The organism is Streptococcus oralis (genome assembly GCF_018448765.2).
GTDB classification, from domain to species: Bacteria; Bacillota; Bacilli; order Lactobacillales; family Streptococcaceae; genus Streptococcus; species Streptococcus oralis_BM.
In genome coordinates this window covers 1,072,859-1,095,973 of the sequence record NZ_JAHCMC020000001.1, presented here as the reverse complement: position 1 = coordinate 1,095,973, position 23,115 = coordinate 1,072,859, and the positions used below count along the sequence as shown (strand labels likewise).

The 23,115-nt window shown below is 41.0% G+C and carries 24 protein-coding genes and 2 pseudogenes; all 26 read left to right on the top strand.

Annotated elements, in window-relative coordinates; translation table 11 throughout:
• Positions 1-19 precede the first annotated feature (19 nt).
• Complete coding sequence (locus KIH88_RS05375) at positions 20-436, top strand: hypothetical protein (RefSeq protein WP_000464445.1); 417 nt, start codon at positions 20-22, stop codon at positions 434-436.
• 26 nt (positions 437-462) lie between these two features.
• A pseudogene (locus KIH88_RS05370) lies at positions 463-1,093 on the top strand (hypothetical protein).
• 131 nt (positions 1,094-1,224) lie between these two features.
• On the top strand, positions 1,225-1,347 hold the full coding sequence (locus KIH88_RS05365) for a hypothetical protein (protein WP_260468146.1): 123 nt from the start codon (positions 1,225-1,227) through the stop codon (positions 1,345-1,347).
• Between the two features lie 119 nt (positions 1,348-1,466).
• A complete protein-coding gene (locus tag KIH88_RS05360; RefSeq protein WP_213988006.1) occupies positions 1,467-1,808 on the top strand; it encodes a hypothetical protein in 342 nt (113 codons plus the stop codon).
• Positions 1,809-1,930: 122 nt separating this feature from the next.
• Positions 1,931-2,278, top strand: coding sequence for a hypothetical protein (locus KIH88_RS05355; RefSeq protein WP_001008305.1), 348 nt, complete (start codon positions 1,931-1,933; stop codon positions 2,276-2,278).
• 124 nt (positions 2,279-2,402) lie between these two features.
• Entirely contained in the window at positions 2,403-3,200 is a 798-nt protein-coding gene (locus KIH88_RS05350; RefSeq protein WP_000254787.1) for a formate/nitrite transporter family protein, read from the top strand.
• A gap of 150 nt (positions 3,201-3,350) precedes the next feature.
• Entirely contained in the window at positions 3,351-4,631 is a 1,281-nt protein-coding gene (locus KIH88_RS05345) for an O-acetylhomoserine aminocarboxypropyltransferase/cysteine synthase family protein (protein WP_000196319.1), read from the top strand.
• Between the two features lie 94 nt (positions 4,632-4,725).
• Positions 4,726-6,000, top strand: coding sequence for a DUF2130 domain-containing protein (locus KIH88_RS05340; RefSeq protein ID WP_033606338.1), 1,275 nt, complete (start codon positions 4,726-4,728; stop codon positions 5,998-6,000).
• Between the two features lie 7 nt (positions 6,001-6,007).
• Positions 6,008-6,919: a hypothetical protein gene (locus KIH88_RS05335; protein ID WP_033606337.1), complete on the top strand. Its 912-nt coding sequence runs from the start codon at positions 6,008-6,010 to the stop codon at positions 6,917-6,919.
• An 86-nt stretch (positions 6,920-7,005) separates the two neighbouring features.
• On the top strand, positions 7,006-7,383 hold the full coding sequence (locus tag KIH88_RS05330; protein ID WP_000506904.1) for an SdpI family protein: 378 nt from the start codon (positions 7,006-7,008) through the stop codon (positions 7,381-7,383).
• A gap of 110 nt (positions 7,384-7,493) precedes the next feature.
• Positions 7,494-8,372, top strand: a complete 879-nt coding sequence (truB, locus tag KIH88_RS05325) for a tRNA pseudouridine(55) synthase TruB (RefSeq protein WP_213988239.1) — start codon at positions 7,494-7,496, stop codon at positions 8,370-8,372.
• A 110-nt stretch (positions 8,373-8,482) separates the two neighbouring features.
• A complete protein-coding gene (gene udk / locus KIH88_RS05320) occupies positions 8,483-9,121 on the top strand; it encodes a uridine kinase (protein ID WP_001181372.1) in 639 nt (212 codons plus the stop codon).
• 128 nt (positions 9,122-9,249) lie between these two features.
• On the top strand, positions 9,250-10,590 hold the full coding sequence (gene xseA, locus KIH88_RS05315) for an exodeoxyribonuclease VII large subunit (RefSeq protein ID WP_213988005.1): 1,341 nt from the start codon (positions 9,250-9,252) through the stop codon (positions 10,588-10,590).
• On the top strand, positions 10,568-10,780 hold the full coding sequence (locus KIH88_RS05310) for an exodeoxyribonuclease VII small subunit (RefSeq protein ID WP_000043226.1): 213 nt from the start codon (positions 10,568-10,570) through the stop codon (positions 10,778-10,780). Before xseA ends, KIH88_RS05310 begins: the two co-directional genes overlap by 23 nt.
• The gene (locus KIH88_RS05305; RefSeq protein ID WP_213988004.1) at positions 10,777-11,652 is read left to right on the top strand and encodes a polyprenyl synthetase family protein; all 876 of its coding nucleotides are present in this window, start codon (positions 10,777-10,779) and stop codon (positions 11,650-11,652) included. The genes KIH88_RS05310 and KIH88_RS05305 overlap by 4 nt, the downstream gene beginning before the upstream one ends.
• Entirely contained in the window at positions 11,645-12,460 is an 816-nt protein-coding gene (locus tag KIH88_RS05300; protein WP_213988003.1) for a TlyA family RNA methyltransferase, read from the top strand. Before KIH88_RS05305 ends, KIH88_RS05300 begins: the two co-directional genes overlap by 8 nt.
• The gene (locus tag KIH88_RS05295) at positions 12,453-12,884 is read left to right on the top strand and encodes an arginine repressor (RefSeq protein ID WP_001034409.1); all 432 of its coding nucleotides are present in this window, start codon (positions 12,453-12,455) and stop codon (positions 12,882-12,884) included. The genes KIH88_RS05300 and KIH88_RS05295 overlap by 8 nt, the downstream gene beginning before the upstream one ends.
• Before the next feature lie 6 nt (positions 12,885-12,890).
• Complete coding sequence (gene recN, locus KIH88_RS05290) at positions 12,891-14,558, top strand: DNA repair protein RecN (RefSeq protein ID WP_213988002.1); 1,668 nt, start codon at positions 12,891-12,893, stop codon at positions 14,556-14,558.
• Positions 14,559-15,287, top strand: coding sequence for a metallophosphoesterase family protein (locus KIH88_RS05285; RefSeq protein ID WP_213988001.1), 729 nt, complete (start codon positions 14,559-14,561; stop codon positions 15,285-15,287).
• 78 nt (positions 15,288-15,365) lie between these two features.
• On the top strand, positions 15,366-17,189 hold the full coding sequence (gene lepA / locus KIH88_RS05280; RefSeq protein ID WP_001047200.1) for a translation elongation factor 4: 1,824 nt from the start codon (positions 15,366-15,368) through the stop codon (positions 17,187-17,189).
• A 137-nt stretch (positions 17,190-17,326) separates the two neighbouring features.
• Positions 17,327-17,950: a hypothetical protein gene (locus KIH88_RS05275; RefSeq protein ID WP_213988000.1), complete on the top strand. Its 624-nt coding sequence runs from the start codon at positions 17,327-17,329 to the stop codon at positions 17,948-17,950.
• Positions 17,951-18,030: 80 nt separating this feature from the next.
• Positions 18,031-18,879: a DNA-processing protein DprA gene (dprA, locus tag KIH88_RS05270; RefSeq protein WP_213987999.1), complete on the top strand. Its 849-nt coding sequence runs from the start codon at positions 18,031-18,033 to the stop codon at positions 18,877-18,879.
• A gap of 116 nt (positions 18,880-18,995) precedes the next feature.
• Positions 18,996-21,083, top strand: a complete 2,088-nt coding sequence (topA, locus tag KIH88_RS05265) for a type I DNA topoisomerase (RefSeq protein ID WP_213987998.1) — start codon at positions 18,996-18,998, stop codon at positions 21,081-21,083.
• A 108-nt stretch (positions 21,084-21,191) separates the two neighbouring features.
• A pseudogene (locus KIH88_RS05260) lies at positions 21,192-21,550 on the top strand (YbaN family protein).
• 93 nt (positions 21,551-21,643) lie between these two features.
• Entirely contained in the window at positions 21,644-22,276 is a 633-nt protein-coding gene (locus KIH88_RS05255; RefSeq protein ID WP_049536568.1) for a copper homeostasis protein CutC, read from the top strand.
• A 43-nt stretch (positions 22,277-22,319) separates the two neighbouring features.
• The gene (locus KIH88_RS05250) at positions 22,320-22,976 is read left to right on the top strand and encodes an MmcQ/YjbR family DNA-binding protein (protein WP_213987997.1); all 657 of its coding nucleotides are present in this window, start codon (positions 22,320-22,322) and stop codon (positions 22,974-22,976) included.
• Positions 22,977-23,115: the final 139 nt, after the last annotated feature.

The window sequence follows — 23,115 nt, the reverse complement described above, 5'->3', positions numbered from 1 at the left end:
AGTCAAAGGAGAATGATGCATGTTCGAATATTTTTTGTTTGGAATGAAAACGATGTGGGAAAGTCCTGTCTTTAGTTTTGCCTTTTACTTATTAGCCTCTATTCTTTTACTAATCTTTTGGCGACGTTTTATAATTGTCCGTCGTAGTGGTGGTGATTTTTTTGCCCCGTTTCACATTTCCAATGGGAGATTTTATATTCACAATGCTTTTGTATTTGTGAAGAGAATCATTCCGCTGAATAACATCAGAAGGATTGAAGTCAAATATATTCGAAGTGTCAAATTGAATGGGGCAAGTTATCATTTGTGTATCGAAAGAAAAGATGGAAAAGCTGTCAGTTTTTTCTTCGGACAATCAAAACAGAATGATCTCCTTGTGAAGAATCTAAAGAATGAAACTAAAAACTACCATATTAGAATTGTAATAGATGGATAAGTGTTTAGCTTAAGAAAGGAATGATCATGGATAAGCTACAAGAAGTCAGAGAAAATGAACAGTTAAGGACCTTACTGATGACTGAATGTGATATTTATTTTTATGACAAGATAAGTGAAGTTCAGTTTTCAGGGAACAATGAGGAATACTCTCTTGCCTGTAAGGCATTTGCTCAAGACGGTAGTGGGGGAGAATATGTTTTTCTCGAAGATAACAGCATAGGCTTTATCGGAAGTGAGGGCCAAGTGGGGAGAGTAGCAGAAAGTCTGGATGACTTACTGATATTCCTACTTCACGCAGGTTGTATTTCGGATTTTAGCTGTCAGTATCTTTATCAGAACACAGACTTATTGAAAGCATTTTGTAGGGGCTATGTGTCTAAAATACGAGAAAGCTATCAGGCTAAGCAGGAAAATTGGGATCTGGTACGAGGAAGTATGGCTCAAAAACTATCACTTGATTTCAATCCCCAAAAACTAGAAAAAGTAGCCATGGCATTTTATCAAGCAGCGACAAGGAAGCCTGTCTTTTCCTGTAAGTATATAGACGGTGAAGAAGAATATACCTGTGGATTCAGTCTTGTCGGACATTGTGGGCTTGTGGACGACAGAACTTGTAGGCATGAGTAGAGAAGAAATTGAAAACTATAAAATTTGATAATGTATGATGCTTGCAAGATGATCATTCAACTTTAATGGTATCTTTTCAATGTGAGAGGAAGCTAATCAGTAGGTTGAAAGGTTTATCGTAAGTAACCGAAGGATGCCTGGCATAAGAGAGGATAGATAATGAGTCAGTTAAGAGAAAAGTCTTTCGTTACGCTCAAAGAAGACATAACAAGTAGTTTTCCATTTGACAAGGATCTTCCTATGATATTCTTGGGAGGAATTGCCAATATGGCTGGACACTGAATCTTCATAGGAAAATCGGGGGAAGTGTTATTTTGGATATCATATTTCACATTTTAGAGAACTAAGTGAAGATGAGATATAGGACTTTCGCAGTAGGAAAAATAGATGAGGAGTTGAGAATGAATAATCAGATTGACTTGGCACTTCCAAACCTATACGCAGAATTCTTGAGTAAAATCGACAAAGCAGGAGAGTTTGTAATAGAGAATACAGGCATCACCTTATATTCGAGGTTAGATTTGCTAGAAAGAAACTCCACCTACCAAATAGAAGGGTGGGAACCTGATTTTTTCCTGATTGAGCAAGATGGGGATGTCGCTTTTTTTATAAAGAAAGATTCTGACGACACTATTTATATGAATGATTTGGGGGCATTAGGTTCACTGGAAATGCAACCCATATCTTTGAATATTTTCGAGTTTGTGAAACAAGCGAGTGAACATTATGATGATATCTTCTAATCATTGCAAGTGTTGTTATTTTATCGTACGCGTGTGTGGAAGACATTTTTATGAAATCATTTGAACATTTTGATTAATGTTAATAAATTTTTAGTAAATGATAATGATTTGGAGAGTGAACAATGAATTTTGATGAGAGTTTACAGCAATACACTTATGAGCATGAAGGAGTGACCTTTGTTTGGGACGAAGAGCCTGATTGTGACTTTATAGATAAAGTTGAACTGTTATCAAAAAATTATCAGGAGAATCTCAATAGAATTATCAACTTCATGCTAGCTGATCTTAAGGAAATGTATGGAGAAGTCAGCGAGGAAGATGTGAAGAACAAGCTGGGGAAACCTATCATTGACTACAATCAAGGAACAGTTAGTTATTGTGAGCAAACCTTCGATGACTGGCACCTATTTGAGTTTGAATTTTTGGATGATCAATTTGAAACATTGGAATGTTTTTCTGTTAATGGGTAAAGGAGAGATTTATGGAATTCCCCCAATGCCTTGATTTTCTTTGTAGAAAACGTATACAAGAAAGGCTTTTCAAAATGCGTGCTTTATGTTATAATATTCACAAATAAAAGTTTAGGAGTTTTTTATGGTCTCTTCAGAATTTATTTCAAAGATTGAATTTGCTTGCAAGAAGAAAGAAAGTCTTTATAGCCAAAGTAAGTTTAAGTATGCGATTCGTTCCATGTTTGCAGGTGCTTTTCTGACATTTAGTACGGCTGCAGGTGCAGTTGGGGCTGACTTGATTAATAAGATCGCTCCAGGTAGTGGACGTTTTCTCTTCCCATTTGTTTTTGCTTGGGGATTGGCCTACATTGTTTTCTTGAATGCTGAGCTGGTAACTTCGAATATGATGTTTTTGACAGCTGGTAGTTTCTTGAAAAAAATCTCTTGGAGAAAAACAGCTGAGATTTTGCTTTACTGTACCTTGTTCAACCTCATCGGAGCTTTGATAGCAGGTTGGGGCTTTGCCCACTCTGCAGCCTATGCAAATCTAACACATGATAGCTTCATTTCAGGGGTTGTAGAGATGAAGTTAGGGCGTTCCAATGAGCTAGTCTTACTTGAAGGTATTTTAGCCAATATCTTTGTAAACATTGCCATTCTTTCATTTGTTTTGGTGAAAGATGGTGGGGCCAAACTTTGGCTTGTCTTATCAGCAATTTACATGTTTGTATTCTTAACAAACGAACACATTGCTGCGAACTTTGCTTCTTTTGCGATTGTTAAGTTTAGTGTTGCAGCAGATTCAATTGCTAACTTTGACATACCTAATATTCTTCGTCACTGGGGTGTAACCTTTGTCGGGAACTTTATCGGAGGAGGCCTCTTGATGGGCTTGCCATACGCCTTCCTCAATAAAAATGAAGATACTTATGTCGATTAAAGAAATGAGCACGAGTTAATCGTGCTTTTTTGTTTGATGTGTAAGACTAGTCATAGTTGTTCCTTATATCAAAATATAGAAAAACGGTATTGGAAAAGACTAGCACAAGATGATACAATATCCCTAATGAAGCTATTTGGAGGTCGTCTTATGACTCGTGATTTTAAATTTGAAACCCTACAATTACATGCTGGGCAAGTAGTTGATCCAGCGACTAAATCCCGTGCAGTACCGATTTATCAAACAACATCCTTCGTTTTTGATGACACGCAAGAAGGTGCCGATCTGTTTGCCTTGAGAAAACCAGGGAACATTTATACTCGTATTACCAACCCTACAACAGCGGCATTTGAAGAAAGAATAGCTGCTCTTGAAGGTGGTGTTGGAGCGCTAGCGACAGCATCAGGTATGGCTGCTGTAACCTACACTATTTTGGCGCTTGCTCACGCAGGTGACCATGTGGTGGCTGCGTCAACTATTTACGGTGGGACCTTCAACCTCTTGAAGGAAACGCTTCCTCGTTATGGGATCACAACAACCTTTGTGGATGTGGATAATTTGGAAGAAGTGGAAGCAGCTATCAATGACAATACCAAGCTTGTCTTGATTGAAACCTTGGGGAATCCCTTAATTAACATTCCTGACTTGGAGAAATTGGCCGAGATTGCTCATAAACACCAGATTCCTCTCGTTTCGGACAACACTTTTGCCACACCATATTTGATTAACGTCTTCTCTCACGGTGTAGATATTGCCATTCACTCAGCAACTAAGTTTATCGGTGGACATGGTACGACTATTGGAGGAGTGATTGTTGATAGCGGTCGTTTTGACTGGGCAGCTTCAGGGAAATTCCCTCAATTTGTTGAGGAAGATCCAAGTTACCATAACTTGAGTTATACTCGGGATGTTGGTGCAGCAGCCTTTATTATCGCTGTTCGTGTTCAATTGCTTCGTGATACAGGTGCTGCCTTGTCGCCATTTAATGCCTTTCTCTTGCTCCAAGGGCTTGAAACTCTCTCTCTTCGTGTTGAACGTCATGTGCAAAATGCAGAGAAAATTGTTGATTTCCTTGTCAACCATCCTAAGGTAGAGAAGGTAAATTATCCAAAACTAGCTGACAGTCCTTATCATGCCTTGGCTGAGAAATATTTGCCAAAAGGTGTTGGTTCAATCTTTACCTTCCATGTTAAAGGCGGAGAGGCAGAAGCTCGCAAGGTAATTGATAATTTGGAAATCTTCTCTGACCTTGCAAACGTGGCAGATGCCAAATCTCTTGTTGTCCATCCTGCGACAACCACTCACGGTCAGTTGTCAGAAAAAGACCTAGAAGCAGCAGGTGTTACACCAAACCAAATTCGCTTGTCTATCGGTCTTGAAAATGTAGAGGATTTGATTGAAGATTTGCGCTTGGCCTTGGAAAAAATTTAAAGTAACAGATATAAACAGTGGGTTTCGACTCACTGTTTTTGATTTTCCCTCAGGCATGATATAATGGTTACAGAAGTCTAGAAAGAGGAAAGTTATGAACGAAATCAAATGTCCCAACTGTGGGGAAGTCTTTACAGTAAATGAGAGTCAGTATGCCGAACTCTTATCCCAAGTGAGAACGGCTGAGTTTGATAAGGAATTGCACGAGCGAATGAAGCAGGAGCTGGCCTTGGCTGAGCAGAAGGCTATGAATGAGCAACAGACTAAACTGGCTCAAAAAGATCAAGAAATTGCGCAACTGCAGAGTCAAATCCAAAAGTTTGATACAGAGAAGGAATTGGCCAAGAAAGAAGTTGAACAGACTAGCCATGAGGCTTTATTGGCCAAGGACAAGGAAGTACTTGCCTTGGAAAACCAACTGGCTACCTTGCGTTTGGAGCATGAAAATCAACTGCAAAAGACCCTTTCTGACATAGAAAAAGAACGCGATCAAGTCAAAAATCAGCTCCTCTTGCAAGAAAAGGAAAATGAGTTATCTTTGGCTTCTGTTAAGCAAAATTACGAAGCTCAGCTTAAGGCAGCTAGTGAACAAGTCGAGTTCTACAAGAATTTCAAAGCCCAACAATCCACAAAAGCTATCGGTGAAAGTTTGGAACAGTATGCAGAGAGTGAGTTTAACAAGGTACGCAGTTTTGCCTTTCCAAATGCCTACTTTGAGAAGGATAACAAGGTTTCTGCGCGTGGGTCTAAAGGCGACTTTATCTTCCGTGAATGTGATGAAAATGGAGTGGAAATCATTTCCATCATGTTTGAGATGAAAAATGAAGCGGATGGAACAGAGAAGAAGCATAAGAATGCGGACTTCTACAAGGAATTGGACAAGGACCGTCGGGAGAAGAACTGTGAGTATGCCGTTTTGGTGACTATGTTAGAAGCAGATAACGACTACTTTAACACAGGGATTGTTGACGTCAGTCACGAGTATGAAAAGATGTATGTGGTTCGTCCCCAGTTCTTTATCCAGTTGATTGGTCTCTTGCGAAATGCGGCGCTTAATTCTTTGAAATATAAGCAAGAGTTGGCACTTGTCCGTGAACAAAACATTGATATCACTCACTTTGAGGAAGATTTGGATGCCTTTAAACTAGCCTTTGCCAAGAACTATAACTCCGCTTCGACCAACTTTGGTAAAGCTATTGATGAAATCGACAAGGCCATCAAACGCATGGAAGAGGTCAAGAAGTTCCTAACCACATCTGAAAACCAACTCCGCCTCGCTAATAACAAATTGGAAGATGTTTCTGTTAAAAAATTGACTCGAAAAAATCCAACTATGAAAGCGAAGTTTGAAGCGCTGAAGGGGGGGTGAGGAAGCAGTGGAAAATGAATTATTAGTATTGGGTACTGAAGAAGTAGATGAGTCTAAAAATATAAACTATGACGAATTAGAAGAACTATTGGAACAGCAATTTACAATGGAGTTTTCTAATCTCGAAAAATTAGAACTAGAATGTAAAGAGATTAGTTCACCAGATAAATTAGGAGATGTTATTTTAGATGAAATCTGGGATCGATTTGCGAATCAAATTGGTTTAGATATGACAAGTGACACGCTTCTTAAGCAGTATAACGATAAACATCCTAATGGTTATACAAAAGAAGAGGGTGCTAAAATAATGAAAGATAAAAGGTATACTGATGCAAAGAATGCTATGAAAGAAAAGCAAAAATCTGGAAATTTAAAGGATGAATATACTGGAAAAACTTTAAAATTAAATGAAAACGCAAATTTGGATCACGTTGTAGCACGTAAACAAATTTTTGAAAATTCTTGGAGAAAGATTGCTGATATAGATACTGCAGATTTAGCAAACAAAAAGGAAAATTTAGCAGCAACTAATGAATCGCTTAATAAAAGTAAAGGTGCAGAATCTAATAGCGAGTATATAAAGGACAGAGAAGTAAGAGAAAAAAATCTAAAAGAACAAGTTGAAAGAGCTAATAAAAAAATTGACAAGAAGGATATTTCAGATTTCGAAAAACGAAATCTGAAAGCTATAAACGAAAAAAGATTAAATGATAAATACATTTTGCATGATTCTGCAAAAGAAACATTTAAAAAATATTTAGAATTACATAGTAACAATCCTGAAAATAAAAATGCAAATGGGCGATTTGCAAGAAATGTATTTGATAGGATAGCACGTTCTAGCGCACGTGTAAAAAAATGCTACAAAGTCAAATTGAGCAATTGCGCGATGATTTTGAGCGTGAACGTACTCAACTAGTGGATCAAATCGATCAAAAAGACAAGCAGATTGCTGACATGATCGGAATCTATCATTTAGAGGTAAAAGTAATGGAGGGAATTTAAATGGGATTTAGGATATTCATGCTAATCGTAGTTTTACTTATTCCGTTAACTATGCTTTTATTTGGCTGGCTATTTTTTAGGAGAACACCGAAAGAAATCAATTATGTATTCGGATACCGAACAAAAAGGTCCATGAGGAATGAAGAAACATGGAAGTTTGCGAATCAATATTTTGGGAAAGTATGGTATCTTTGCGGACTACTTTCAGCACCTCTCTCCGTGATTGCCATGGCCATTGTTTTTGAAAAGGGAACGGAGACAATGAGTACTGTTGGCTTTATTATCACGATGATTCAGACAATCCCTTTAGTTGGCGCGATGATTTCAACAGAGATTGCATTGAAGAAAAACTTTGATGAAAACGGGAGAAGGAAATAAACGAGGTATATCCATCACTAGAAGAAAAGCAGCAAATCTTTTGTTACAAAAGATAATTACATTACAATTCTTGAAGAAGATATTTCATGAATGAAATCAGAAAGCAACACATGAACGGTATTATCAACTTAAAAAAAGAAGCGGGGATGACCTCGCATGATGCGGTTTTTAAACTGCGTAAGATTTTGGGAACCAAGAAAATTGGTCATGGTGGGACGCTGGATCCGGATGTGGTGGGTGTTTTGCCTATCGCAGTTGGCAAGGCGACTCGTATGGTCGAGTTTATGCAGGATGAGGGCAAGGTCTATGAGGGGGAGATTACTCTGGGCTATTCAACGACGACCGAGGATGCTAGTGGGGAAGTGGTCGCGGAGACACCTGTTTTATCGCCTTTGGATGAAAAGCTTGTCGATGAAGCAATAGCTAGTCTGACGGGATCTATTACTCAGATTCCACCGATGTACTCGGCTGTTAAGGTTAATGGTCGCAAGCTCTATGAGTATGCGCGTGCTGGTCAGGAAGTGGAGCGTCCAGAACGTCAGGTGACCATTTATCAATTTGAACGAACAAGTCCGATTTCTTATGAGGGCGAACTTGCACGTTTTACCTTTCGTGTGAAATGTAGTAAGGGGACTTATATCCGTACCTTGTCTGTTGACTTGGGAGAGAAGCTGGGTTATGCGGCCCATATGTCCCATTTGACTCGGACGAGTGCAGCAGGTTTACAGTTAGAAGATGCCTTGACTTTGAATGAAATTGCTGAAAAAGTGGAGGCTGGTCAACTGGACTTTCTTCATCCTCTAGAGATTGGGACAGGGGACCTTGTCAAAGTTTTCCTAAGTCCAGAAGAGGCTACAGAAGTGCGCTTTGGTCGTTTTATCGAGCTAGACCAAACAGAACAAGAATTGGCTGCTTTTGAAGGAGATACATTGCTAGCCATTCTAGAAAAACGAGACAATTTCTACAAACCAAGAAAGGTTTTTAGCTAGTTTAACTGGAGTGTGGGAAGGATTTGTTTTCCCTAGGCTATCCAAATCAGACTATAAATTTTGCAAAAAATATGATAGAATAGACGACGGATAAAAAAACGGAGGATAGCATGCAAAATAGACCAATCATTATCGGAGTGACAGGTGGTTCTGGTGGTGGTAAAACCAGTGTTTCAAGAGCCATTTTATCGCATTTTCCTGATGAAAAGATTTCCATGATTGAGCATGATTCATACTACAAGGATCAGTCTCACTTGACCTTTGAAGAGCGTGTCAAAACCAACTACGACCATCCATTTGCCTTTGATACAGACTTGATGATCGAGCAGATTAAGGAATTGTTGGCAGGGCGTCCGGTGGACATCCCGACTTATGACTATACAGCGCATACACGGAGTAGCAAGACCTATCGTCAGGAGCCTCAAGATGTCTTTATCGTTGAGGGAATTTTGGTCTTGGAGGACAAGCGTCTGCGCGATTTGATGGATATCAAGATTTTTGTGGATACAGATGATGACGTGCGTATTATTCGCCGGATCAAGCGTGATATGGAGGAGCGTGGACGTAGCCTTGACAGTGTCATTGAGCAGTACTTAGGTGTAGTTAAACCTATGTACCACCAGTTCATCGAGCCGACCAAGCGTTATGCCGATATCGTCATTCCTGAAGGGGTTAGTAATACAGTCGCTATCGACCTGTTGACAACCAAGATTGCAAAGATTTTGGAAGAAGCACGAAACAGCAAATAATCAGATGAGGAGGCCTAGCCTCCTTTTTCTATTTTTCCTTTCGTTTCGGTATACAAAAGGTGATTTTTAAGCATGTTTTTGGTATAATAATACCCATGGAAAAGCAAGAAAATGAATAGTAGGTGGAGATGGAAAAGTATTTATCAGTAACAACTTTGACCAAGTATCTGAAAATGAAATTCGATAAAGACCCTTACTTGGAACGGGTCTATTTAACTGGTCAAGTTTCCAACTTTCGTAAACGACCTACACACCAATATTTTTCCCTAAAGGATGACCATGCAGTTATTCAAGCGACTATCTGGTCTGGGATTTATCAGAAATTAGATTTCGACCTGGAAGAAGGAATGAAAATTAATGTAATTGGGCGTGTTCAGGTTTATGAACCCAGTGGGAGCTACTCCATCATCATTGAAAAGGCTGAGCCTGATGGGGTTGGGGCGCTTGCGATTCAGTTTGAACAACTCAAGAAAAAATTGACAGAAGAAGGTCTGTTTCAAGAACGGTTCAAGCAACCTCTTCCCCAATTTTCTAAGAGAATTGGTGTGGTGACCAGTCGCAGTGGAGCCGTTATTCGTGATATTATCACGACCGTCAGCAGGCGATTTCCAGGTGTCGATATTCTTCTCTATCCGACCAAGGTGCAAGGTGACGGAGCAGCGGAGGAAATTGCTCGAAATATTGCGCGTGCCAATCAACGTGAGGACCTAGATGTTCTCATTATTGGTCGTGGAGGTGGTTCCATCGAGGATCTCTGGGCCTTTAACGAAGAAATTGTGGTACGGGCTATTTTTGAATCCCGCTTGCCAATCATTTCTAGTGTGGGGCATGAGACGGATGTGACCTTGGCAGACTTTGTAGCGGATCGTCGGGCGGCAACGCCAACGGCTGCAGCTGAACTAGCAACACCTGTCACTAAGTTGGATCTCTTAACCCATTTGCAAAATCAGGAAAAACGGATGGCAACAGCAGTCCGAAATGTCCTATCTAAGAAACAAGAAGCTTTGAAAAAATGCAGTCAGTCTGTGATTTTTAGACAGCCAGAGCGCTTGTATGATGGCTATTTACAACGGTTGGATCAGCTGCAACTGCGATTAAAACAAAGTTTGCGAACACGGATTTCTGATAGCAACCGGCTAGTCCAAGCAAGGACGCATCAACTAGTCCAATTATCACCTGCTACCAAAATCCAACGCTATCAGGATCGGTTAGGTCAGTTGGACAAGCTCCTCCGTAGCCAAATGACTTTAGTTCATGATGCCAAGGTTGCGGAGGTCAAGCGACTTTCGGAAGCCTTGTTGATGTTGGATACCAGTCGAATCGTGGCGCGTGGCTATGCTATTGTCAAAAAAGAGGAGACAGTTGTGGATTCGGTTGAGAAGTTGAAGAAAAAAGACCAAGTGACGCTTTTGATGCGAGATGGTCAAGTAGAATTAGAGGTTAAAGATGTCAAAACAAAAGAAATTTGAGGAAAATCTAGCAGAACTGGAGACCATTGTCCAAAGTTTAGAAAATGGTGAAATTGCTCTAGAAGATGCGATTGCTGCTTTTCAAAAGGGCATGGTCTTGTCAAAAGAGCTCCAAGCGACGCTAGACAAGGCTGAAAAGACCTTGGTCAAGGTCATGCAAGAAGACGGAACAGAAAGTGATTTTGAATGAAGAAGCAAGAAAAATTAGCTCTTGTTGAGTCTGCCTTGGAAGACTTTTATGGAGATCAGCAGTTTGCCTCTAGTTTGCGAGAAGCTGTTCTCTATTCCATTCATGCTGGTGGCAAGCGTATTCGACCTTTTCTCTTGTTAGAAGTTCTGGAATCCTTGCATGTTACTATTAGACCAACACATGCACAGGTGGCTGCAGCCTTGGAAATGATTCATACTGGAAGTTTGATTCACGATGATCTTCCTGCAATGGATGATGATGATTACCGTCGGGGACGCTTGACCAATCATAAGAAATTCGGCGAAGCAATGGCAATTTTGGCAGGAGATGCTTTGTTCCTAGATCCCTATGCTTTGATAGCGCAGGCAGACTTGCCAAGCCAGATCAAGGTGGACTTGATTGCCAACTTATCCCTTGCGTCAGGTAGTCTGGGCATGGTGGCAGGGCAAGTTTTAGATATGGAGGGCGAGCACCAGCACTTGTCTTTGGAAGAGCTCCGGACCATTCATGCTAATAAAACAGGTAAATTGCTAGCCTATCCCTTCCAAGCAGCTGCAATCATAGCGGAATTATCTCCTAAAATGCAGACAAAGCTGAAAACTGTGGGTGAATTGATCGGACTTGCCTTTCAAGTTCGAGATGATGTGTTAGATGTGACCGCTAGTTTTGAGGAAATTGGCAAGACACCACAAAAGGATTTGCAGGCTGAAAAATCAACCTATCCAGCCTTGCTGGGTTTGGAGGGGGCGATTGCCTTTTGTAACCAAACTCTGGATCAAGCTAATGAAAAATTAGAGGAAATTGCCCAACAAGTCAGCTTTGAAACAGAACCAATTGTGAAAGTAGTAGAAAGTTTGAGAATCAATGGCTAAGGAAAGAGTGGATGTACTAGCTTATAAACAAGGTTTGTTTGAGACACGAGAACAAGCCAAGCGAGGTGTGATGGCTGGGCTAGTCGTAGCTGTTCTTAATGGAGAGCGGTTTGACAAACCAGGAGAGAAAATCCCGGATGATACTGAGCTAAAACTCAAAGGCGAAAAACTCAAGTATGTAAGCCGAGGTGGTCTCAAATTGGAAAAGGCTTTGCAGGTTTTTGATTTGTCAGTGGAAGGGGCAACAACTATTGATATTGGAGCCTCTACTGGTGGCTTTACCGATGTCATGCTGCAGAATGGTGCTGAGTTGGTCTATGCGGTGGATGTTGGTACCAATCAGTTGGCTTGGAAATTGCGCCAAGACCCACGAGTTGTCAGTATGGAGCAGTTTAATTTTCGATATGCTGAAAAGACTGACTTTGAGCAGGAACCAAGTTTTGCCAGTATTGATGTGAGTTTCATTTCCCTCAGTCTGATCTTACCAGCCTTGCACCGTGTGTTGGCTGAACAAGGTCAGGTGGTGGCTTTGGTTAAGCCACAGTTTGAAGCAGGTCGTGAGCAGATTGGGAAGAATGGAATTATTCGCGATGCTAAAGTTCATCAACATGTCCTTGAATCAGTCACTGCTATGGCAGTTGAGCAAGGCTTTTCTGTGCTTGGATTAGACTATTCACCAATCCAAGGAGGACATGGAAATATTGAATTTTTAGCTTATTTGAAAAAGGAAGAGGGAGCAAGCAATCAAGTTGCCCCCGAAATAGAAAAAGTTGTAGAGAGAGCACATAGAGAATTTAAAGATGAATAAAAAAGAGAGACTTGAAAAAATTAGAAGATTTGTTACGGATTATCAGATTGGGACTCAGGAAGAAATTGTTGAGTACTTGAGAGAAGCAGGTATTTCTGCTACTCAAGCCACTGTCTCAAGGGACATCAAAGAACTTGGAATTGTTAAAATTCCTTTGAAGAATAATACCTATATCTATGAATTGCCAAAATCAATCGTCAAAAGTTTGCAGTTGGCTGAGGACAATATTGTGAGTTCTGAGTTAATGGGAAATATGATCAATCTTTCTGTCATTCCTGGAAATACTATTTTTGTGAAGAGTCAGTTGGTTGAAGCATTCTCTGAACAGATTTTTAGCTGTCTAGCAGATGATGATTCTATCTTAATTGTAGCCAGAACAGCAGAGGCAGCTGAAGAAATTGTTGAACAAGTCAAAAAATGGTAGGTCAGTATGTTACTTGAAATTTCGATAAAAAACTTTGCCATTATTGAGGCGATTTCGCTCAATTTTGAAAAGGGTATGACTGTTTTGACCGGAGAAACGGGTGCTGGAAAGTCTATCATTATCGACGCTATGAATCTCATGTTGGGGGCTCGTGCAACGACAGACGTTATTCGTCACGGTGCGCCAAAGGCAGAGATTGAGGGGCTTTTCTCAGTTGAAAATAGTCGCCTTTTACAGGAACTTTTTGAAGAGCAAGGTTTGGAAATGGGTGATGAAATCATCATCCGCCGTGAAATTCTTCAAAATGGGCGAAGTGTTAGTCGCGTCAATGGCCAGATGGTCAATCTTTCTGTCTTGCGTGCAATCGGCCAGCATCTTGTCGATATCCATGGTCAGCATGACCAAGAGGAGTTAATGCGTCCACAACTGCACATCCAGATGTTGGATGAATTCGGCGATGCTGCTTTCTTGGACTTGAAAGAAACCTATCAAACCAGCTTTGATGCCTATCGCAAAATGCGTAAGCAAGTTCTAGAAGTCAAGAAAAATCAGCAGGAACACAAGTCTCGCATTGAGATGTTGGAATTTCAAATGGCAGAGATTGAGGCGGTAAATTTGCAAACCGGGGAAGATGTTAGTCTCAACCAGGAACGAGATAAACTCCTCAACCACAAGAATATAGCAGATACCTTGACAAATGCCTACACTATGTTGGATAATGAGGAGTTCTCCAGCCTAGCCAATGTCCGTTCCGCTATGAATGACATGGAAAGTGTCGAAGAATACGATCCTGAATACCGTGAAATTTCAAGTTCTCTATCAGAAACTTACTATGTTTTAGAAGATATTACCAAGCGTTTGGAAGATATTATTGAGGATTTGGATTTTGATGGCAATCGTCTCATGGAGGTTGAAAATCGCCTAGATCTTCTGAATACTATTACCCGCAAGTACGGTGGAACTGTGGACGACGTTTTGCTTTATTTTGCCAAGATTACGGAAGAGTACAATCTCTTGACGGGTAATAACCTTTCTTCCGAAGACATGGAAGCAGAGCTCAAGAAATTAGAAGTTAATCTTGTTGATTTGGCAGGGCAGCTTGCATCTGCTCGCCATGACTTGGCCCAGCAGCTTGAAGCAGAGATTAAACAAGAACTTCAGGACCTCTATATGGAGAAGGCACAATTTCAGGTTCGCTTTAGTAAGGGCAAATTTAGTCGTGAGGGGAATGAAACAGTTGAGTTTTACATTTCTACTAACCCTGGTGAGGGCTTTAAACCCTTGGTCAAAGTTGCGTCCGGTGGGGAACTGTCTCGCCTCATGCTAGCTATTAAATCCGCCTTTTCTCGTAAGGAAGGTAAGACCAGTATTGTCTTTGATGAGGTGGATACTGGAGTTTCAGGTCGCGTGGCCCAAGCCATCGCACAAAAGATTCATAAGATTGGCCAGCATGGTCAGGTTCTTGCTATTTCTCACCTTCCACAAGTAATTGCCATCGCGGATTATCAATTCTTTATTGAGAAGATTAGCGATGAGCACTCAACGGTGTCGACGGTTCGTCTCTTGACTTTAGAAGAGCGAGTAGAGGAAGTAGCTAAGATGTTAGCTGGGGAGAATGTAACCGAAGCGGCCCTTACTCAAGCTAGAGAATTATTGCAAACGAGGGAGAAATAAATGACAGACTATTACGTAATTGGAGATGTTCACGGGAAAGCAGGTATGCTAGAAGATCTGCTCAAAACCTGGGATGGTCAAACTCAGTTGCTCTTTCTAGGGGATTTGATTGACCGTGGTGAAGACAGTCGCCGTGTTCTAGAAATGGTTAAGGACTTGGTCGACAATCATGGAGCTATCTGTCTATCAGGAAACCATGAGTATATGTTTCTGACTTGGCTCGATGATCCAGAAGAAAGCTATGACCATTATCGTCGCAATGGTGGAGATACAACTATTAACTCTATTTTAGGTCGTCCCTTGGATGCACCAGTTGATGGCGTAGAAGATGCCAAACGGGTTGCGACTGAAGCGGCAGACTTGGTCGAATTTATTCGTCAAATGCCATTTGTAGTAGAGACAGACAAGTATATCTTTGTTCATGCGGGTATTGACTTGACCTTGGAAGACTGGCATGAAACGACTGATTACAAGAAAGTCTGGCTCAGAAAACCATTCCACGAAGCCGAAAATCATACTGGGAAAACCATTGTCTTTGGGCATACACCAGTTTATGGTTTGCTGAAGCAAGACCGAGGTACTGCTGATCTTTGGATGACAGAAGATGGCAAGATTGGCATGGATGGAGGAGCTGTCTATGGCGGTGTCCTTCATGGGATTGTCTTTACTGACCAAGGAATGACAGAACACCACTTTATCGAGAATGATGGTTTTGTTGCCGAAGATTAGTACTCCTAGCAGGGTATGGTCTTGTCAAAATGTTAAAAACAATTTATAATTAATAGATACCCTGAAAGGAAGAGCATCATGAACTTAGAAGAATTAAAAAAACGACAGGAGAAGATTCGGAACTTCTCTATTATCGCCCATATTGACCACGGGAAGTCAACGCTAGCAGACCGCATTTTGGAAAAGACGGAGACGGTTTCTAGTCGTGAAATGCAAGCCCAGCTTCTGGATAGTATGGATCTTGAGCGTGAACGTGGGATTACCATTAAACTCAATGCTATCGAGCTCAATTACACTGCAAAAGATGGCGAAACCTATATTTTCCACTTGATTGACACACCTGGGCACGTGGACTTTACCTATGAAGTGTCGCGTTCGTTAGCTGCCTGTGAAGGAGCAATTTTGGTGGTTGATGCGGCCCAAGGGATTGAGGCGCAAACACTTGCCAACGTTTATCTAGCCTTGGACAATGATTTGGAAATCTTGCCAGTCATTAACAAGATTGACCTTCCAGCAGCTGATCCAGAGCGTGTGCGTACAGAGATTGAGGATGTCATTGGACTGGATGCCAGCGAAGCAGTCTTAGCTTCTGCTAAGGCTGGTATTGGTATTGAAGAAATTCTTGAGCAGATCGTAGAGAAAGTTCCCGCACCAACAGGAGATGTAACGGCGCCACTCAAGGCCTTGATTTTCGACTCTGTCTACGATGCTTACCGTGGGGTTATCCTCCAAGTCCGTGTCATGGACGGAGTGGTTAAACCTGGCGATAAGATTCAGCTCATGAGCAATGGCAAGACCTTTGATGTGACGGAGGTCGGAATTTTTACACCGAAAGCAGTTGGTCGTGATTTCCTCGCGACTGGTGATGTTGGTTATATTGCGGCTTCCATCAAGACGGTTCAAGACACTCGTGTGGGTGATACAGTTACCTTGGCAACCAATCCAGCGGCAGAACCACTACATGGCTACAAGCAAATGAACCCTATGGTCTTTGCAGGGCTTTATCCAATCGAGTCTAATAAATACAATGACCTTCGTGAAGCCCTAGAAAAATTGCAACTGAATGATGCTAGCTTGCAGTTTGAGCCAGAAACGTCACAGGCTCTTGGATTTGGTTTCCGTTGTGGATTCCTTGGGCTTCTCCATATGGATGTTATCCAAGAGCGTTTAGAGCGCGAGTTCAACATTGACCTCATCATGACAGCTCCATCAGTTATCTATAAGGTTAACCAGACTGACGGTGAGTCTATGGATGTGTCAAATCCATCGGAATTCCCAGACCCAACTAAGATTGCGACTATTGAAGAGCCTTATGTTAAGGCGCAAATCATGGTACCACAGGAGTTTGTCGGAGCAGTGATGGAATTGGCTCAGCGCAAGCGTGGGGACTTTGTGACCATGGACTATATTGATGATAACCGTGTCAATGTTATCTATCAAATTCCACTTGCTGAAATCGTCTTTGACTTCTTTGATAAGCTCAAGTCTTCAACACGTGGTTATGCAAGTTTTGACTACGAATTGTCAGAGTACCGCCCATCTAAGCTAGTCAAAATGGATATCCTTCTCAATGGAGACAAGGTGGACGCCCTTAGCTTTATCGTTCACAAGGATTTTGCCTACGAACGTGGAAAACTCATCGTTGATAAGCTCAAGAAAATCATCCCTCGTCAACAATTTGAAGTGCCGATTCAAGCAGCTATTGGACACAAGATCGTGGCTCGTACTGATATCAAGGCCCTTCGTAAGAACGTACTTGCTAAGTGTTATGGTGGTGACGTTTCTCGTAAACGCAAACTCCTTGAAAAACAAAAAGCTGGTAAGAAACGCATGAAAGCCATTGGATCAGTAGAAGTCCCACAAGAAGCCTTCCTTAGCGTCTTGAGCATGGATGAAGAATAGAAACAAAACTCTTGAAGATTCTTCAAGAGTTTTTGATTTAAATGTGAGCAATAAAATCGGAAACTAACAGAATAGATTAGGTCAGAATTTGACAGAAGTTCTTATTTTTCTTATAATGCAGATGGAGAGGTGGTAGGATGAAAAAATTATTGATTTTAGGTACTGTAGTTACTGTTAGTGCTTTTTTAGCTTCATGCTCCAATAAGTCGCAAACAGCAACCGAAGAAAGTTCGACTGCGGTTGTTAGTTCTTCTAGCAGTCAGGAAACAAGTAGCTCTAGTTCTGCTGTTTCTGAAGCGAAAAAGGAAGAGACGCAAATCATCGGCTCGAATGAGTATGGCTTTGTCAAGGTACCCAAATCATGGGTTCGATTCCATGAAGTAGAAGGTGGAAATGATATACAGTATTGCGATGGAACAGATATCAACATTGTTACGCTGAATACCTTCAAGGCTGATCAGTTCAATATCAGCGAAGAAGAATATGCTAAACTGGATGTTGTGACTGTCTCATCTAGTATTTTAACTTCTAAAGAACAAAGCTCTGATTTCAGTAAGGTTTGGGGCTCCAAATCGACCATTGGAGGTTATGAAGCCTATGTTGTCAATGCAATTGCTAAGTCAGGGAAATACCTCATTACCTGGGTTTTCCGATCAAATGATGGTAAAATCCGCTATGTTTCACTTGAAGGGGATGGGGAAACTTTAAAAACAATCTTACCGATGATTGAAAGTAGCTGGTCAACTACTAAAGCTGAATAAATGAAAAAAAGAAGATCCTTGGTCTTCTTTTTATTTTTTTACGAATAGATAGATGAGTAGAAAAAGAAATGGAGTTGTATATGAAGATCACAAACTATGAGATTTACAAATTGAGAAAAGCTGGGCTGACCAATCAACAGATTCTAACTGTTCTTGAATATGATGAGACTGTAGATCAGGAGCTCTTGCTGGGTGATATTGCAGAAATTTCAGGTTGTCGTAATCCTGCTGTCTTTATGGAACGCTATTTCCAGATAGATGATGCACAGTTGGAGAAGGAGTTTCAGAAATTTCCCTCCTTTTCTATTCTTGATGACTGTTATCCTTGGGATCTGAGTGAGATTTATGATGCTCCAGTGCTCTTGTTTTATAAAGGAAATCTGGACTTGTTAAAGTTTCCGAAAGTTGCTGTTGTAGGGAGCCGTTCATGTTCTAGTCAGGGAGCGAAGTCGGTTCAGAAAGTCATTCAAGGTTTGGAAAACGAGTTAATCGTGGTCAGTGGTTTAGCCAAAGGGATTGATACGGCTGCCCATATGGCTGCACTCCAGAATGGAGGAAGAACGATTGCTGTCATTGGAACAGGATTGGATGTTTTTTACCCCCGTGCCAATAAACGTTTGCAGGAACACATTGGTAATCACCATTTGGTACTTAGTGAATACGGACCTGGTGAAGAGCCCTTGAAATTTCACTTTCCAGCTCGTAATCGCATCATTGCTGGTCTTTGCCGTGGTGTGATTGTCTCAGAGGCAAGGATGCGTTCTGGTAGTCTCATCACCTGTGAGCGAGCTATGGAAGAAGGACGCGATGTTTTTGCCATTCCAGGAAACATTTTAGATGGCCATTCAGATGGCTGTCACCACTTGATCCAAGAGGGAGCGAAGCTGATTAGTAGCGGTCAAGATGTGTTAGCAGAGTTTGAATTTTAAGGAGAAATTGTTCATTCAGATAAACTTTTCTACTATATATAGGAGTTAAGTCTTGACAGCTATAGAAAAATGGTTTACACTTTATAAAGTTTATTACTTTGAAAAGGTGTGATAGTGTGGCTACGGCAACAAAGAAGAAAAAATCAACAGTTAAAAAAAATCTAGTCATCGTTGAGTCTCCTGCCAAGGCGAAAACGATTGAGAAATATCTAGGCAGAAATTATAAGGTTTTAGCCAGTGTCGGGCATATCCGTGATTTGAAAAAATCCAGTATGTCGGTCGACATTGAAAATAACTATGAACCGCAGTATATCAATATCCGTGGAAAAGGTCCTCTCATCAATGATCTGAAAAAAGAAGCTAAAAAGGCCAATAAAGTCTTTCTGGCGAGTGACCCTGACCGTGAAGGAGAAGCAATTTCCTGGCATTTGGCTCATATCCTTGATTTGGATGAGAATGATGCCAACCGTGTGGTCTTTAATGAAATCACCAAAGACGCTGTAAAAAATGCCTTTAAAGAACCGCGCAAGATTGATATGGACTTGGTCGACGCCCAACAAGCTCGTCGAGTCTTAGACCGCTTGGTAGGCTATTCAATTTCGCCTATTTTGTGGAAAAAGGTCAAGAAGGGCTTATCAGCAGGGCGCGTGCAGTCGGTTGCCCTTAAGCTCATCATTGACCGTGAAAATGAAATCAATGCCTTCCAACCAGAAGAATACTGGACAATTGATGGTGTCTTTAAGAAGGGAACCAAACAATTTCAAGCTTCTTTCTATGGTATGAATGGCAAAAAGATGAAATTGACCACCAACGAAGAAGTCAGAGAAGTCTTGTCCCATTTGACTAGCAAAGATTTCACAGTAGACCAGGTAGATAAGAAAGAGCGCAAACGCAATGCGCCCCTACCCTATACGACTTCAACCATGCAGATGGATGCGGCTAACAAAATCAATTTCCGTACTCGTAAGACCATGATGGTGGCCCAACAGCTTTATGAAGGGATCAATATCGGATCAGGTGTGCAAGGTTTGATTACCTATATGCGTACAGACTCAACTCGTATCAGTCCTGTGGCTCAGAATGAAGCGGCAAGCTACATTAACGACCGTTTTGGTAGCAAGTATTCCAAGCATGGTAGCAGGGTCAAGAATGCCTCAGGTGCTCAAGATGCCCACGAAGCAATTCGTCCATCTAGTGTCTTTAATACACCGGAAAGTATCGCTAAGTACTTGGACAAAGACCAGCTCAAACTTTATACCCTTATCTGGAACCGTTTTGTGGCTAGCCAGATGACAGGCGCTATCTTTGATACCATGGCTGTTAAGCTCTCTCAAAATGGGGTTCAATTTGCAGCTAATGGTAGCCAAGTTAAGTTTGATGGTTATCTTGCTATCTATAATGACTCTGACAAAAACAAGATGTTGCCTGATATGGCTGTTGGAGATGTAGTCAAGCAGGTAAATAGCAAGCCAGAACAACATTTCACCCAACCGCCAGCTCGCTATTCGGAAGCGACTCTTATCAAGACATTGGAAGAAAATGGAGTTGGACGTCCGTCAACCTACGCTCCGACCATTGAAACCATCCAAAAACGTTACTACGTTCGTCTGGCAGCAAAACGTTTTGAACCAACAGAACTGGGAGAAATTGTTAATAAACTCATCGTTGAATATTTCCCAGATATCGTAAACGTGACCTTCACAGCTGAGATGGAAGGAAAACTGGATGATGTCGAGGTTGGAAAAGAGCAGTGGCAACGTGTTATTGACGCCTTTTACAAACCATTCTCTAAAGAAGTAGCTAAGGCTGAATCTGAAATGGAAAAAATCCAGATCAAGGATGAGCCAGCTGGATTTGCCTGTGAGGTTTGTGGCAGTCCGATGGTGATTAAGCTCGGTCGTTTTGGTAAATTCTATGCTTGTAGCAATTTCCCAGACTGCCGTCATACACAAGCGATTGTCAAAGAGATTGGAGTCGAGTGTCCAAGCTGTCATCAAGGACAAATCATCGAACGCAAAACCAAGCGTAATCGTATCTTCTATGGTTGCAATCGCTATCCAGAATGTGAATTTACTTCTTGGGACAAACCAATTGGACGTGATTGTCCAAAATGCGGACACTTCCTTGTGGAGAAAAAGGTCCGTGGTGGTGGTAAACAGGTTGTATGTAGTAATGGCGACTACGAAGAGGAAAAAATTAAATAAAATGCAGAGTCCTGAAAATAAATTTCAGGCTCTTTTTTTTGTTGATGCTTGACAAATTTCCCCCTTGTATGCGAAACTAGAGGAAGAGTAATTTATCTAGGAGAAATCATGCGTCTCATTTACCTCAGTATTGGCTTTATTTCACTGGCTTTAGCTGTCATTGGAGTTGTTTTACCACTTTTACCAACAACGCCCTTCCTTTTGCTATCAATTGCTTGCTTTTCCAAGTCTTCAAAGAGATTTGAAGACTGGCTTTATCATACAAAGCTTTATCAGACTTATGTAGCTGACTTTCGGGAAACTAAGTCAATAGCGCGAGAACGAAAGAAAAAATCATCGTATCTATCTATATCTTGATGGGGATTTCTATTTATTTTGCCCCTCTTTTGTCAGTCAAAATCGGTCTGGGAGCCTTGACTATCTTTATCACCTACTATCTCTTTAAAGTCATTCCTGACAAAGAATAGATAAATAGAGTAGTTGTTTGCCTTGATAAAAATGAAAGCATATTTAGAATAATATGATATAATAAATTTAAAGAAAACATCAAGGAGAATCAAATGATTTACGAATTTTGTGCTGAAAATGTGACCTTGCTTGAAAAAGCGATGCAGGCTGGAGCTCGTCGAATCGAACTTTGTGACAATCTAGCAGTAGGAGGAACAACACCTAGCTATGGAGTGACCAAGGCAGCGGTTGAACTGGCATCTAACTACGATACGACCATTATGACTATGATTCGTCCCCGTGGTGGCGATTTTGTCTATACTGATTTTGAAATAGCAATTATGCTGGAAGACATCCGTTTGACTGCGCAGGCTGGAAGTCAAGGAGTCGTTTTTGGAGCATTAACTGCTGATAAGAAGTTGGATAAAGCTAATCTGGAGAAGCTGATTGCCGCATCTAAAGGAATGGAAATTGTCTTCCATATGGCCTTTGATGAATTGAGTGATGAAGAGCAATTGGAGGCCATTGACTGGCTCAGCCAAGCTGGTGTCACTCGTATCTTAACTCGTGCTGGTGTGTCTGGGGACTCGCTAGAAAAACGTTTTGAACACTATCACAGAATTTTGGAACATGCAAAAGGTAAAATTGAAATCTTACCAGGTGGGGGGATTGACTTGGATAACCGTCAAACCTTTATCGACCAGCTAGGTGTGACACAATTGCATGGAACCAAGGTTGTCTTTTAAAAAATAGAAAGGAACTGCTAGCTTTTGGTAGCAGTTTTCACTTATGTTTGAAATTTTTAAATCCTATCAGTTTAATAAAGAAAAGGCCAGAGACTATGGTTTTGTAGAAAATGGGGAAGTCTGGAACTATAGTTGCCAGATTTTGCAGGGTGACTTTATCATGACAGTCTCCATCACTCCTGATAATGTGAGTTTTCAGGTCTTTGATAAGGAGACTGGTGACCTCTATCCTCAAGTTCACATGGAAAGCATGAGGGGAAGTTTCGTCGGAAGTGTCCGTGAGGCTTGTTTGGAGATTCTTTACCAGATTCGGAAGGCTTGCTTTGATGTGCAGGATTTTATCTGTCCTCAGACTAAGCGTATCATGGCTCAAGTTCAGGAAAAGTATGGTAATCAATTGGAGTATCTGTGGGAAAAGTCTCCTGATACTGCTGTATTACGCCATGAAGGTAATCAAAAGTGGTATGCTGTTGTGATGAGAATCCCATGGGGTAAGCTGGAAAAGGGCAGAGAGGGGCTAGTCGAAGCAGTCAATATTAAACACGACCAAGTAGCTGATTTGCTTTCAAAAAAAGGCATTTATCCAGCCTTTCATATGAACAAACGCTACTGGCTTAGTCTGACACTTGATGATACTTTGTCAGATGAAATGGTACTGAAATTGATGGAAAGAAGTTGGAACCTAACCGTGAAAAAATAGGGAAATTTACTTGAGATTTTAAATACTTTCAATTAGCAAAATATTCTTTACTGAAGAAATTTTCAGAAAATAATGGATTTTTTCTTGACAAGAGATTTTTCCTATGCTAGAATACTAAACAAGATATCAAACGAAGGAG

Coding starts and splice junctions, on each gene's coding strand:
- KIH88_RS05360 (WP_213988006.1), top strand. CDS start 1,467: ATGAATAATCAGATTGACTTGGCACTTCCAAACCTATACGCAGAATTC.
- KIH88_RS05305 (WP_213988004.1), top strand. CDS start 10,777: ATGAAGAAGCAAGAAAAATTAGCTCTTGTTGAGTCTGCCTTGGAAGAC.
- xseA (WP_213988005.1), top strand. CDS start 9,250: ATGGAAAAGTATTTATCAGTAACAACTTTGACCAAGTATCTGAAAATG.
- KIH88_RS05345 (WP_000196319.1), top strand. CDS start 3,351: ATGACTCGTGATTTTAAATTTGAAACCCTACAATTACATGCTGGGCAA.
- KIH88_RS05350 (WP_000254787.1), top strand. CDS start 2,403: ATGGTCTCTTCAGAATTTATTTCAAAGATTGAATTTGCTTGCAAGAAG.
- KIH88_RS05250 (WP_213987997.1), top strand. CDS start 22,320: ATGTTTGAAATTTTTAAATCCTATCAGTTTAATAAAGAAAAGGCCAGA.
- lepA (WP_001047200.1), top strand. CDS start 15,366: ATGAACTTAGAAGAATTAAAAAAACGACAGGAGAAGATTCGGAACTTC.
- KIH88_RS05375 (WP_000464445.1), top strand. CDS start 20: ATGTTCGAATATTTTTTGTTTGGAATGAAAACGATGTGGGAAAGTCCT.
- KIH88_RS05340 (WP_033606338.1), top strand. CDS start 4,726: ATGAACGAAATCAAATGTCCCAACTGTGGGGAAGTCTTTACAGTAAAT.
- dprA (WP_213987999.1), top strand. CDS start 18,031: ATGAAGATCACAAACTATGAGATTTACAAATTGAGAAAAGCTGGGCTG.
- KIH88_RS05355 (WP_001008305.1), top strand. CDS start 1,931: ATGAATTTTGATGAGAGTTTACAGCAATACACTTATGAGCATGAAGGA.
- KIH88_RS05285 (WP_213988001.1), top strand. CDS start 14,559: ATGACAGACTATTACGTAATTGGAGATGTTCACGGGAAAGCAGGTATG.
- udk (WP_001181372.1), top strand. CDS start 8,483: ATGCAAAATAGACCAATCATTATCGGAGTGACAGGTGGTTCTGGTGGT.
- KIH88_RS05300 (WP_213988003.1), top strand. CDS start 11,645: ATGGCTAAGGAAAGAGTGGATGTACTAGCTTATAAACAAGGTTTGTTT.
- KIH88_RS05330 (WP_000506904.1), top strand. CDS start 7,006: ATGGGATTTAGGATATTCATGCTAATCGTAGTTTTACTTATTCCGTTA.
- KIH88_RS05275 (WP_213988000.1), top strand. CDS start 17,327: ATGAAAAAATTATTGATTTTAGGTACTGTAGTTACTGTTAGTGCTTTT.
- recN (WP_213988002.1), top strand. CDS start 12,891: ATGTTACTTGAAATTTCGATAAAAAACTTTGCCATTATTGAGGCGATT.
- KIH88_RS05255 (WP_049536568.1), top strand. CDS start 21,644: ATGATTTACGAATTTTGTGCTGAAAATGTGACCTTGCTTGAAAAAGCG.
- KIH88_RS05310 (WP_000043226.1), top strand. CDS start 10,568: ATGTCAAAACAAAAGAAATTTGAGGAAAATCTAGCAGAACTGGAGACC.
- KIH88_RS05365 (WP_260468146.1), top strand. CDS start 1,225: ATGAGTCAGTTAAGAGAAAAGTCTTTCGTTACGCTCAAAGAAGACATA.
- truB (WP_213988239.1), top strand. CDS start 7,494: ATGAACGGTATTATCAACTTAAAAAAAGAAGCGGGGATGACCTCGCAT.
- KIH88_RS05295 (WP_001034409.1), top strand. CDS start 12,453: ATGAATAAAAAAGAGAGACTTGAAAAAATTAGAAGATTTGTTACGGAT.